This window comes from Psychrobacter sp. CX21, assembly GCF_057396255.1.
Genome location: NZ_JBXYJG010000015.1, coordinates 69,960 through 83,710 on the forward strand (window position 1 = coordinate 69,960; position 13,751 = coordinate 83,710).

Consider the following 13,751-nt stretch of genomic DNA (forward strand, 5'->3'; position numbering starts at 1 on the left):
GTTAGCCTTTAAGCTGTTCACATATGAGCGATTCGCTGTTAGCATATGTTCGCTGTATGCATATGATTGTGATCACTACCACGACCCGCCAGCACCGCCACCACCAAAACCGCCGCCGCCGCCGCCGAAGCCGCCACCACCAAATCCACCGCCGAAGCCACCACCACCCAAGCCGCCGCCAAATCCGCCACCTGGGAAGAAAACAACTCCGCCACGTCGACCGCCACCACGGCCCCCTCTTCCACCGCCTTTCCCGCCACCGCGAGAAATTAGAAAAAGCCATAAGAAAAAGGCTAAAAATAGAGTCGTGATAAATCCGCCACCGCTACTCAGGGACATTAATATAAAGCCACCTGTAGCGAATAAAGAGCCTAATATACGACCAAAAACTGACGTCAAAAACATACCAAAAATAAACGCAATAATTAAAGTGCCAAATAATGAGGGCGCCTCTGCATCCATGGCTTGACCTCGTTGGCGCTCTTTTACGAGTTCATCAGATTGGGCTAATATATCTGGATCAGCCACTAACCGCTCTTCAATACGGTTAATTCCTTTTATAAGACCGCCGGCATAATTACCCTGCTTAAAAAAGGGTGTGATATCCTCATCTATAATACGATTAAGGGCAGCATCAGGCAGCACACCTTCAAGCCCATACCCTGAATGTATATAGACATCTCGATCATTTACTGCCACCAATATGAGCAATCCATCGTCGGTTGCGGCCTCCCCTAACTCCCAGCGCTCGGCAACCTCCAGACTATACTGGAATATATCCATACCATTGGTCGATGGTACGGTAACTAACGCCGCTTGCGCTAATCCTTGATCATAAATATTGCGTAATCGTTGACTGAGAACTTGCTTTTCTTGAGGGGATAAAATATTGGCTTGATCAACGACAGGCGAGTTAAGGATTAATTTATCATTATCGACACTCTGCGCCGTAGACTGACGCGGCGCAGGACTATCCACCGCTACTCCAGTTGATGAATTAACATCATCCGTAGAAGCTTCTCCAATTTCGGACAGGTTAGGCAGGTTGTCTCTAATAGCTTCATTGCCTAGCACAGCATCATTGATTGCTTCGTTCTGTCTACCAGCTTGGGTAATTGCAATCAAATCTTCGACACTTTGGCTTGACTGTACGCCAGAGTTATTTGTGTTATCTAGAGTGTTTACATTATCTACGCTCTGATTTGCAGTCGCCGTCGCAGTGTCAGCATAACTTAAAGGCATTGCAAACAAACTAGCGCCTATTAATGTAATGATTGACAAGCGTTGCTTTAAGTTTTGCATATTAATCGTTACCACCTAAAATTATAATGCCATTACCATAAAACTAGTATATGAATAACTGTATTGACTTGAAGCCAAGACTCAGTGAACATTATCAATGAGTGTCTACAGTAATAATATGCTTTTAAAATTAGCTCAATGAAAAAGTTTTTTTAAGTTAAGACCAACTTTAAGGTTAGACGCTTGATCATATATAGAGTAAAAAGGAGGTAGTACAATGCATTTGTAATATCGGTTATACAAACAAGTTCTATCTAATAACGCGTATTACTTTATAAATTTGTCTAATTGTTAGACTACCTCTTTTCACTCTTAAATTAAAACCAACCTTTGCATTAGTTTATTTGTACAAGCAGGTTATTCCCCAAAATTAACTTCTGGTGCAGTCGATATCGCTGCTTCGTTTTCAACTGTAAAATTAGGCTTGGTGTCCATACCAAATACTTTGGCAGTAATATTAGTTGGGAATTGACGAACTGTTGTATTATAACCTTGTACCTGCTCAATATAACGGTTGCGAGCGACGGTAATACGGTTTTCAGTACCTTCTAACTGTGCTTGCAAGTCTTGGAACAATCTATCTGATTTGAGCTCTGGGTAACGCTCTGATACTGCCATCAAGCGAGACAAGGCGCCTGACATCTGCGCTTGAGCTTCTTGATAGTTCTCCATCGCTTCAGGATCATTTAACACCTCTGGTGTTAGCTGGATACTACCCGCACGTGAACGCGCTTCAGCAACTTGGGTAAACACCTCTTGCTCTTGATCCGCATATTGCTTCACAACTTTAACTAAGTTAGGTACCAAATCATCACGGCGCTGATATTGGTTAACCACCTCAGACCATGCTGCGGTAACTTGCTCGTCCTGAGCTTGAAGATTGTTGTATCCACAGCCGGATAAGCTAACCGCAGAAGTAGCGATGGCGATAGATAGCATTAATGGTTTTAAAATTGATTGACGTGTCATATTAAATTTCTCCAAATCTTAAGCTAAAAATATTAAAGTGAACTTAACGCTAATGAGTACTAATAGTAAATATAGGGACTGTAAATTTTGGATATCAATATTATGCTCAAAACCCTATCCACTGAATAAATTGTAAAATTAACTAAGCTTTACTCATCATGAACCTTATAAGCAGGTGTTTATTAAGTTTGATGATGTTTTTATAGCTTTAAATCTATACAAAATAACTGATATAACCATATTTAATTTAAAAAATAATCTGGCATTTTAGTTTTTTTTGTGGCAAATTAAAGTTACGTAGTGGTAAATTTGTGTAACATTTGAACAAATACTCTTACATTGACACAGGTTTATTTCGAGTGGTGTTTGTGTTTATCTAATTGCATTGATGGGTTTTTTTAGATTCTATTAATTAAATAAGCGCTGTACACCTATGTGATTTAATTTAGTTGAACATTCCAGACCCGTTCAATTTTCTACACTAGGATAGAACTATGGAAGGCATTGTTAGTGCTTTAAATGGCATTATTTGGAGCCCAGCGCTCATCTATCTGTGCTTAGGCGCAGGTTTATTTTATTCAATTTTAACCCGTTTTGTTCAGGTTCGTCTTTTTGGCGAGATGATTCGTCTTTTATTTAAACGTAAACCTGATAACGATGGTATATCCTCATTTCAGGCTTTAGCAGTTTCATTAGCTGGTCGTGTTGGTATGGGTAATATTGCAGGTGTTGCCGCTGCCATCGGCTTCGGTGGTCCAGGTGCGGTATTTTGGATGTGGGTTGTAGCTTTTTTAGGCGCTTCAACTGCTTATGTAGAATCAACGCTTGGTCAGATTTATAAAGAACGTGATGTTGTCACCGGTGAATACCGCGGTGGTCCCGCTTATTACTTCGAAAAAGCTTTGGGTCAAAAATGGTATGGCATTTTGTTTGCGATTGCCTCGATCATTGCTTGTGGTATTTTCTTACCAGGCGTTCAGGCGAACGGTGTGGTTAACGCCGTCGCACAAGTTGCTGGTGAAGGCTCTGCCATGAACTTGTTTGGTATGGAAGTCGGCTCTACCCGTATTATTGCACTTGTTATTATCCTTGCCGTGCTTGGTTTTATCATCTTTGGTGGTATTCAGCGTATCGCCAAATTCACCGAATATGCCGTACCTTTTATGGCGCTAGGTTATATCATACTCGCACTGCTTATTATGTTTACTAACTTTAGCATGGTGCCTGAAGTGTTCGGTATGATTATTGGCGATGCCTTCACCGCACAAGCTGGCTTCGGTGCTGCTATTGGTTGGGGTGTTAAACGTGGCGTTTACTCAAATGAGGCTGGTCAAGGTACAGGACCACATGCTGCGGCGGCGGCCTCTGTTGATCATCCTTCTCAGCAGGGTTTGGTACAAGCGTTCTCAGTATATGTTGACACCTTATTGGTTTGTTCTGCAACCGCCTTTATGATTTTGTCGACTAATATGTATAACATCCAAGGTGAGTTACCAGACGGTGAATTTTTAGTTCAAAACGTTGCTGCGGATACAGCTATAAGCTCTCCATCATTTACGCAAATGGCGATGGAATCTGTTTACGGTACATTTGGTAATACCTTTATTGCAGTTGCTGTATTCTTCTTTGCTTTTACTACTATTTTGGCCTACTACTATATTGCTGAAGTTAACATCTCTTACTTAACGCGATTTGGTGGTAAGAGTGCAACCAAGGGCGGCTTATTCGCCGTTAAAATTGTCATTATGTTTATGGTGGCCTATGGTGCGCTAAATACTTCAGGCTACATTTGGGGTCTTGGCGATGTTGGTGTTGGCTTAATGGCTTGGTTAAATATTATCGGCATTATTATTATTTTCTTTGTGGCTCGTCCTGCACTTGATATTCTTAAGGATTATGAAGCACAGCTCAAAGCAGGCGGCGGTACGACTGCTAAGCGCTTTGTGTTTGATCCTGCTAAGTTTGGCATCAAAAACGCCACTTACTGGGAGGAGCGTCATAAACAAGCGGAAGCTGCTAAGCGTAAAGATGTTTTATAATACTTAATTTATTAAACATGTTTTAAATCAGAATATTCAAATCGTTTTAAAGCCCATTATTAATATATTGGGCTTTTTGTTATTTGCATGAATAATTTTACCTCTAGCCTGATCCTATATGAATATCACAAGACATCATCAAAATAGGCAAATATATAACTCAAATGCGGCAGGAACGCTTAATATGCTAAACTAGTAGTTTATAAATACTATTTTTATCAATTTTAATATGCGTATATAAAATAAGACCTTATTGCCCCTATTGAGCCGCTATTTTACTAATATTTTACTTTTTATAAGAAAGCCCTATGACGACCTGTGCACATCCTGAACATAACCTAGACAACGCTGCTCCTAAAGACAAAACACACAAACAGCACAACCCCGATAATTTTAACCTTGTTCTGCCGAGCGAGTTGCCATTTAAAGACAAGCAGCTTACCGCTCGCGCACGCATTGTTGCCGAGCTTGATAAACGTATTTTAATGCTCGATGGCGCAATGGGCACCCAAATTCAGACCTATAAACTACAAGAGGCGGATTATCGAGGCGAACGTTTTGCCGATATTGAGCAAGACGTACAGGGTAATAATGATTTGCTGGTACTGACCCAGCCGCAAATGATCAAAGAGATTCATATTGACCACCTAAATGCTGGTGCGGATATTATTGAGACCAATAGCTTTAACGGTACGCAGATTTCGATGGCAGATTATGACATGGAATATCTGGTGCCGGAGATTAACCGTGAGGCGGCACGACTTGCTCGTGAGGCTGCCGATGAGTTTACGGCTCAAAATCCAGATAAGCCCCGTTTTGTGGCAGGCGTGATTGGTCCTACGTCGCGTACGTGCTCGATATCTCCCGATGTCAATGACCCTGCGTTTCGTAACGTCACCTTTGATGAACTGGTCGACAACTATACCGAGGCAACCTATGCGCTGATTGAAGGCGGCGTTGACCTGATTTTGATTGAAACTATCTTTGATACACTAAACGCCAAAGCGGCAATATTTGCAGTCACGGGCGTGTTTGAAGCATTGGGTTTTAAATTACCGATTATGATATCAGGTACGATTACCGATGCATCAGGGCGTACGCTGTCAGGGCAAACCGCCGAAGCCTTTTATAACTCGATTCGTCATGCCAAGCCATTATCGGTTGGCTTTAACTGTGCGCTCGGTGCAGATGCGCTAAAACCGCATATCCAAACGTTATCGGACGTTGCCGATACTTATATCTCAGCACACCCCAATGCAGGTCTGCCTAATGAATTTGGTGAATATGACGAGACGCCCGAAGAGACTGCCGCTCTGCTAGATGGTTTCGGTAAATCAGGCATTTTAAACATCGTTGGTGGCTGTTGTGGTACGCGACCAAGCCACATCAAAGCGATTGCGGATGTGATGGCAAAATATCCACCGCGCAAAATACCAACCATTGCCCCTGCCTGCCGACTATCTGGTCTTGAGCCGTTTAACATCACTGGAAACAGCTTATTTGTTAATGTGGGTGAGCGCACCAACGTTACCGGTTCACGTAAATTCCTACGACTCATCAAAACAGGCGAATTTACCGAAGCATTAGAGGTGGCATTAAATCAAGTTGAAGGCGGCGCACAAATTGTCGACGTCAACATGGATGAGGGCATGCTCGACTCCAAAGCGGCTATGGGGCATTTCTTAAACCTCGTCGCCAGTGAGCCAGATATCAGCCGTGTACCACTAATGATTGACTCGTCAAAGTGGGACATTATCGAAGAAGGCTTAAAACGCACGCAGGGCAAAGCGATAGTTAACTCTATCTCTTTAAAAGAAGGACATGATGAATTTGTCGAACGTGCCAAGCTGTGTATGCGCTACGGTGCCGCCATTATCGTTATGGCGTTTGATGAAGACGGTCAAGCCGACACCTACGAGCGTAAAATCGAAATCTGTAAGCGCAGTTATGACGTACTGGTCGATGAAGTGGGCTTCCCCAGTGAAGACATCATCTTTGACCCCAATATTTTTGCGGTCGCCACCGGTATCCCCGAGCACAACAACTACGGCGCTGACTTTATCAACGCCACCCAATGGATAACCGACAACTTACCCAATGCCATGGTCTCAGGCGGTGTCTCTAACGTGTCGTTTAGTTTCCGTGGTAATCCCATTCGTGAAGCCATCAATGCCGTGTTCCTATATCACGCCATTAAAGCGGGGCTGACTATGGGTATCGTCAACCCCGCCATGTTAGAGGTATACGACGAAATTCCAAAAGACGCCCGTGAAGCCATTGAAGATGTGATGCTTAATCGCAATCAGGGCGAGAGCGGTCAAGACGCCACCGAACGTCTAATGGATGTGGCGGAAAGCTACGTTGCTGGGGGTAAAAAGAACGACGGCACGGTGGACTTATCATGGCGTGAGCAATCGGTCGAAAAACGTATCGAACATGCCTTAGTTAAAGGCATCACCACCTATATTGATGAAGACACTGAAGAGGCACGCCTGAAATACCCCAAACCGCTACACGTTATCGAAGGTCCTCTCATGGACGGCATGAATGTGGTCGGTGATTTATTCGGTGCCGGTAAAATGTTTCTACCGCAAGTGGTCAAATCTGCCCGTGTGATGAAACAATCGGTCGCTTGGCTAAATCCTTATATCGAAGAAGAAAAGGTCGAGGGCGAAGTCAAAGGTAAAGTGCTGATGGCAACGGTGAAAGGCGACGTGCACGATATAGGTAAAAATATTGTGGGCGTGGTGCTCGGCTGTAACGGTTATGATGTGGTTGATTTGGGCGTGATGGTGCCGTGCGATAAAATCTTAGATACTGCCATTGCGGAAAAATGCGACATCATCGGGCTGTCGGGTTTGATTACCCCAAGCCTTGATGAAATGGTGTATGTTGCCAAGCAAATGCAAGAGCGTGGCATGACGCTACCGCTGATGATTGGCGGGGCGACCACTTCCAAAGCGCATACCGCTGTTAAGATTGAACCCAACTATCAAAACGATGCGGTTATCTACGTCACCGATGCCTCACGCTCGGTGGGTGTGGTCACCAAACTGCTGTCCAAAGAACACCGTGTCGAGCTCATTGCAGAGACTCGTGCAGAATACGAAAAAGTTCGTGCCCGCCTTGCCAACCGTAAGCCCAAGGCCGCCAAATTGAGCTATGCAGACGCTATCGAAAAGGGCTTCCAATTTGATTGGGACAGCTACACGCCACCTGTACCTAACACGCTCGGGCAAGTCATCTTGGACGACTACCCGATTGAGAACCTACTGCCATACATTGACTGGACGCCCTTTTTTATCTCGTGGGGACTCGTGGGCAAATACCCGAAAATCTTTGATGATGATGTGGTTGGCGAGGAAGCCAAAGATTTATTTGGTAACGCGCAAGATTTACTACGCAAACTTATTGATGAAAAATTAGTCATTGCCAAAGGCGTGTTCAAACTTATGCCGGCACGTCGTACTGGCGATGACACCCTAACCGTGTACGACAAAGCGCCTACCGATGGCGGACAACCTACCCATCACTTTGAGCATTTGCGTCAACAATCTGACAAAGCCAGTGGTAAGCCCAACTACAGCCTAGCCGACTTTATCTCACCATCGGACACCACTACCGACTATCTCGGCGGATTCACCGTATCTATCGTGGGCGCGCACGAACTGGCAGATAATTACAAAGAAGCAGGCGATGACTACAACGCCATCATGGTTCAAGCCCTTTGTGACCGCCTAGCCGAAGCCTTTGCCGAGCATTTGCATAGCTTGATTCGTACCCAATATTGGGGTTATCAGCCTAATGAGAGCCTGACCAATGAAGAGTTGATTAAAGAGAAATACGTCGGCATTCGCCCTGCCCCCGGCTACCCTGCTTGCCCTGAACACACTGAAAAAGGCAAGCTGTTTGATTGGTTAGACACCACCAATGCCATTGGCACAACCCTAACCGAAAGTTTTGCCATGTGGCCTGCTTCTTCGGTCAGTGGCTTTTATTACTCGCACCCTGAAAGTGTGTATTTTAATGTAGGTAAGATTGGGCGTGATCAGTTAGAGGACTACGCTGAGCGTAAAGGGTGGGATATGCAGACGGCTGAGAAGTGGTTGAATCCGAATTTGTAACGGTATTTTTAAGCAAGCTTCGTATTGGATATTTATAATGATTAATAAAGATAATTTCAAACACGTACTTAGATTTCTAGGTTTTGATGAGCAAGGTGATATTTTTAGTAATCGCTACGCTAATAGCGTAACTCTACAAGTAGATTTTGCACAAAAAAAACTTATCTATCCATAAAGTGAGGGCTTAACGGTTAATGAACGGCAAACCTGTAACTTCTCACAAAATGAAAACTTTGTCGTTTTTGAATGTGTTCATCGACTCCTAGCTCAAGGCTATAAACCAAAACACATTGAGCTTGAACCAAAATGGCAACTTGGTCACGGTGCGAGCGGTGGACGTGCAGATATTTTAATTAAAGATAATAAAAATGACACCTTATTAATTATTGAATGTAAAACCGCAGGTAACGAATTAACCAAAGCTTGGCAACGTACCCTACAAGATGGTGGACAGCTCTTTAGTTATGTCAAACAAACCAGTACAACGCAGTTTATTTGTCTGTATGCTTCTGATTGGTTAGACAATAGCGTTGTGTCAAAATATTATCTTATCTCTCTTATCGACAATGCCACGTTAGTTAACGAACTTAAAGAATTAAGTGATGAGCCTGTATTAACCTATGCCGATAGCAAACTTAAAGCAGTTGAAGATATTGTTGATACATGGAAACAGACGTATCAAAGCGATTATACAACACGCGGATTGTTTGAAGACGATATACAACCTTATTTTATAGGGAAAAACAAATATACGCTTAATGACTTACAGGCGATTAATAGCCGTGATATTCAAGGTAAATACAATGAGTTTGCGACGATTATGCGTCAACACAACGTTTCTGGACGTGAAAACGCTTTTGACAAATTAGTCAATTTATTTTTATGTAAAATTGTTGATGAAACCAATAATCCTGATGACCTTAAATTCAACTGGAAAGGCATTAGCTACGATAGCCCTTTTGATTTACAAGACAGACTCCAAGCGTTATATCAGCAAGGCATGAAAAAGTTTTTAGATGAAGAGGTCACCTACGTTCGAGAAAGTGAAGTAGTAGAAGCCTTTAGGTTTTACAAGAATGACCCTGTAGAAACTCAAAAAGCAATTAAAGCGATGTTTCGTCGTTTAAAATTCTTTACTAATAATGATTTAGCGTTTATCGACGTACATAACGAACGGCTTTTTGAACAAAACTCTGACGTACTATTAAAAATAGTTAAAATGCTACAAGACATGCGCCTTAAAACTACCGAAGAAAACCAATTTTTGGGTGATATGTTTGAAGGTTTTCTTGATCAAGGTGTCAAACAGTCTGAAGGGCAGTTTTTTACTCCTATGCCGATTGTTAAATTTTTGATGAAGTCGTTACCCCTTAATGAATTAATCGCCAATAGCGAAGACATACCCAAAGTCATTGATTATGCTTGCGGAGCAGGGCACTTTTTAAACGAGTATGCCTCAACTATTCGACCAATCATCGAAGCGGACGACGATAAACAATTATCTGATTATTACGATAGTATCATCGGTATCGAAAAAGAGTATCGACTATCTAAAGTTGCTAAAGTTTCTGCCTTTATGTACGGTCAAGATGACATTAATATTGTCTATGCTGATGCGTTGGGCAAAAATGAAGCCATCGAGAACAACAGTTATTCTGTGTTAGTTGCAAATCCGCCCTACAGTGTTAAAGGCTTTTTGGACACGCTTACGCCACTTGAGCGCAAACAGTACGAACTAATTAACTATATAAACGAAAAAAAGTATGCCGTTAATAACAGCATCGAAACCTTTTTTATCGAGCGTGCTAAACAGCTTTTAAAAACGGGCGGTATTGCATCAATTATCGTGCCTTCCTCTATCTTGACCAAAGGCAAAGCCAGTAGTACCTCAAACGCCAAAAACGTTTATGTGGCTACTCGTGAAATCTTACTTAAATATTTTGATATAGTTGCCATTGCCGAGTTTGGTAGTGGTACGTTTGGCAAAACAGGTACAAATACTGTGACGTTATTTTTACGTCGTAAAGAGACCACACCACCAACCCAAGATAAACACTTTGAAGAGCGTGTTAATCATTGGTTTAATATATCTCATCAAGCACCAATTTCAACAAGTTCAATCAATAACATCACCGCAATAGACAGCAATGCAGTTTTTGATGATAGGCATTGGATTGACGCTTATTGTCAGCACTTATCTTTGGATACTGATGCGTATAAAACGCTGTTGCGAGGTGTGCCGAGTGAAGCTCTGCTTGAAACAGATTACTTTACCAGTTATATCAAAGAATTTAATAAATGGTCAGAGATTAAAAACCTGAAAAAACGCAAATCTTTTAAAGATTTATCAGCTGATGATAAACGAAAAGAGCTAGATAAACGCTTAACTGCCTATTTGCATAATAATGAAAAAGACAAACTTTATTACTTTGTGCTAGCAAGCCAAAACCCTCAACCTGTGGTTATCGTCAAAAGCCCAAGTAAAACCAAAGCAATGAAAGCATTTTTGGGCTATGAGTGGAGCAGTGCTAAAGGCAATGAGGGTATCAAGTATCTAGGCGGTGTGCCGTTAGACACCAGCGAGATTGACAGCGTGGACGAAGACAGTGGCGAGGTGGCGTTTGATGAAGAGGACAAACGAGTACTTAGCAATTTATATAACTTGGACAACATTAATACGCCTTTATATGACCCACATAATAAAGATAATGACGCTAAGATTAATCGTCTAATTAATCAAAACTTTTTACAGCAAGATATTGATATACCTGAGACTTTGAAAGACTTTGTGACGACTGCTAATTTGGTGGATATGCTCGATTTTGAGGTGGTCGATTTTACTAAAGCATTTAGCTTAACGCCTAAACTGGATTTGAAGATTGATACGAAATGGCGAATTGAAAGAGTCATTGATTTGTGTGAACTTGGGCGTGGTAGAGTCATTAGTCATAAATATATCGATGAGCATAAAGGTATATACCCTGTTTATTCGTCACAGACAAAAGATAATGGTGTTATGGGTTATATAGACACCTACGACTTCGAAGGAGACTACGTCACATGGACAACAGACGGAATCTATGCAGGAACTTGCTTTTTTAGAACGGGTAAATTTAATTGCACCAATGTTTGCGGTACTTTGAAAATCATTGATGAACAAAAAGTTAACTATTACTATCTTTCAAATGTGCTTGATATATTCTGTAAACCATATGTTGTTCAATCTGCAAACCCTAAACTTATGAATGATGATATGGCAAGAGTCAAAGTTCCAATACCACCCTTAGAGATTCAACAAGAAATAGTTGACGCTTGTGAAGTGGTTGATACAGAGGTTGAGCAAGCCCAAGAAAATATTAATTCTTCAGTAGCAAATATAGAAAACATCATTGTAGAAAGCTTAAACAATCCTACTTCACAATATCGTTTAAATGATAGCGATAAATTTACTATCGGTATAGGCAATAGATTATTAGCAAATGAAATAAGCGACATTCTTGCATCAGGTCTAATACCCGTTTTTAGTGCCAATGTATTAAAACCTTTTGGTTATATCAATAGGGCGTACTTTGATAATTATACACAGCCATCAGTGCTATGGGGTATTGATGGTGATTGGATGGTAAATCACCTACCTGCGAATCAACCTTTTTTCCCTACTGACCATTGTGGTTATATTAGAGTTCAAACCGATGAGATAAATCCTAAATATCTTGCTTACTTATTGCAAAAGGCAGGAGAACAAGAGCGTTTTTCACGTCATCATCGAGCATCTTCTGAAAGAATAAAAAACTTAAGTCTATCGCTACCTGATATTCAGATACAAAACGAAGTAATCAATAAAGTTATTCTACTTGAAACTAAAATAGTCGATGCTCAAGCCATTATTGATAATAGCCAAGATAAAAAACGCACGATTATTAAAGACTATTTGTAAATTTTACCTAACGTCGCCTTGGGGTGCGGTTTAGCCCCGATTGAAGCGGATATACTGGCAGAATTAACAAGTTGCGAGAGCCCATCCTGAATTCTGTGTAACTGCAATTTAGATTAAATGCTTACTAACACGCTCATCGAACATAATCATAAATCGATTAAGAGCAGACGTCCAGTTACGGATGGGCATCGACCACTTTTTAGACGCCTGCTGAGTCGCTAGATAAACAACCTTTAACGCCGCTTGATCAGATGGGAATATCTTACGCTTATTCACAGCGGTACGAATCACGCTATTTAATGACTCGATAGCATTGGTCGTATAAATGGCTTTTCTAATGTCTTTCGGGTAATCAAAGAACACGGTTAAGCCCTCCCAATTATTGCGCCAAGAGGTAACCACATGCGGGTATTTATCGCCCCAGATCTCATTAAACTGCTCAAGGCTAGCCTCTGCCAGCTCAAGCGTATCAGCACCATAAACCGCCTTTAAACCAGCCGCTACTTTTTTTCTATCTTTCCATGGTACAAACTTCATAGAGTAACGTACCATATGCACAATACATAGCTGAACCTGTGTGTTTGGATATACCGTATTAATTGCCTCGCTAAAGCCTTTTAAACCATCCACACAGGCAATAAGAATATCTTGAACCCCACGGTTTTGTAGTTCAGTGAGAATACCTAGCCAGAACTTAGCGCCTTCATTCTCCGATAGCCACATACCCAGTAGCTCCTTTTTGCCCTCAAGATTGACGCCTAAGGCCAGATAGATGGCTTTATTAATGATTTGCTTGTCTTGACGTACTTTAACGACAATGCAGTCTAAATATACGATAGGATATAAGCTACTTAGTGGACGATTCTGCCATGCTGTGATGTCATCTATGATGTTGTCAGTAACCCTTGATACGAGACTGGTTGAGATATCAACGTCATAGATATCTTTGATACTCTCAACAATCTCAGTGGTTGTCTGGCCTTTGGCGTAAAACATGATGATTTTATCATCGAGCCCAGTGATACGAGTTTGATGCTTTGCAACCAATACAGGATCAAAGCTTCCTTCACGGTCTCTGGGTGTAGATACTTCAATCTCACCTGTGTCACTGCGCACTGTCTTTTTGGTGTGACCGTTGCGCTTGTTTGGGGTATCCGCCTTTTCATGCTTAGGATAGCCTAGATGCTCTTCCATCTCGGCTTCTAATGCAGTGTCAATAAATGACTGCATGAGCTCTTTTTGAAATGCTTTGATGTCTTCAAAGCTGCCAACGTGTTTGGCCATTTGTTCGGCTAGTTTTTTTAGTTCTGTTTGTTTTGTCATTGCTTATTCTCCTTTACTATGGATTATAAGCAGTTACACAAAGTTTGGGAAAGTCTC

At 41.7% G+C, this 13,751-nt stretch carries 6 protein-coding genes; 3 read left to right on the forward strand and 3 right to left on the reverse strand.

Going from position 1 to position 13,751, the window contains the following annotated elements:
* Window positions 1–75: 75 nt before the first annotated feature.
* Both AC2SLP_RS09460 and AC2SLP_RS09465 read right to left on the reverse strand, forming a co-directional pair.
* Entirely contained in the window at window positions 76–1,302 is a 1,227-nt protein-coding gene (locus AC2SLP_RS09460; protein ID WP_486536423.1) for a TPM domain-containing protein, read from the reverse strand.
* 357 nt (window positions 1,303–1,659) lie between these two features.
* Window positions 1,660–2,271 (reverse strand): LemA family protein, encoded by a 612-nt coding sequence (locus tag AC2SLP_RS09465; RefSeq protein ID WP_486536424.1) that lies wholly within the window; start codon window positions 2,269–2,271, stop codon window positions 1,660–1,662.
* 494 nt (window positions 2,272–2,765) lie between these two features.
* Between AC2SLP_RS09465 and AC2SLP_RS09470 the strand changes: the two genes are divergently transcribed.
* The 3 genes from AC2SLP_RS09470 to AC2SLP_RS09480 all read left to right on the forward strand — a co-directional run bounded on the left by AC2SLP_RS09470 (window position 2,766) and on the right by AC2SLP_RS09480 (window position 12,371).
* Window positions 2,766–4,310 carry an alanine/glycine:cation symporter family protein gene (locus AC2SLP_RS09470; RefSeq protein ID WP_486536425.1) on the forward strand — a complete coding sequence of 515 codons (1,545 nt, stop codon included), beginning with the start codon at window positions 2,766–2,768 and terminating at the stop codon, window positions 4,308–4,310.
* A gap of 308 nt (window positions 4,311–4,618) precedes the next feature.
* Window positions 4,619–8,434, forward strand: a complete 3,816-nt coding sequence (gene metH, locus AC2SLP_RS09475; protein ID WP_486536426.1) for a methionine synthase — start codon at window positions 4,619–4,621, stop codon at window positions 8,432–8,434.
* Between the two features lie 532 nt (window positions 8,435–8,966).
* Window positions 8,967–12,371 carry a restriction endonuclease subunit S gene (locus AC2SLP_RS09480; RefSeq protein ID WP_486536427.1) on the forward strand — a complete coding sequence of 1,135 codons (3,405 nt, stop codon included), beginning with the start codon at window positions 8,967–8,969 and terminating at the stop codon, window positions 12,369–12,371.
* 108 nt (window positions 12,372–12,479) lie between these two features.
* Here AC2SLP_RS09480 and AC2SLP_RS09485 read toward each other — a convergent pair whose 3' ends face one another.
* A complete protein-coding gene (locus AC2SLP_RS09485; protein ID WP_486535535.1) occupies window positions 12,480–13,694 on the reverse strand; it encodes an IS256 family transposase in 1,215 nt (404 codons plus the stop codon).
* Window positions 13,695–13,751 lie beyond the last annotated feature (57 nt).

Excerpts from the sequence above, each read along its gene's own strand:
- AC2SLP_RS09460 (WP_486536423.1), bottom strand. The coding sequence starts at position 1,302 with ATGCAAAACTTAAAGCAACGCTTGTCAATCATTACATTAATAGGCGCT.
- AC2SLP_RS09465 (WP_486536424.1), bottom strand. The coding sequence starts at position 2,271 with ATGACACGTCAATCAATTTTAAAACCATTAATGCTATCTATCGCCATC.
- AC2SLP_RS09470 (WP_486536425.1), top strand. The coding sequence starts at position 2,766 with ATGGAAGGCATTGTTAGTGCTTTAAATGGCATTATTTGGAGCCCAGCG.
- metH (WP_486536426.1), top strand. The coding sequence starts at position 4,619 with ATGACGACCTGTGCACATCCTGAACATAACCTAGACAACGCTGCTCCT.
- AC2SLP_RS09485 (WP_486535535.1), bottom strand. The coding sequence starts at position 13,694 with ATGACAAAACAAACAGAACTAAAAAAACTAGCCGAACAAATGGCCAAA.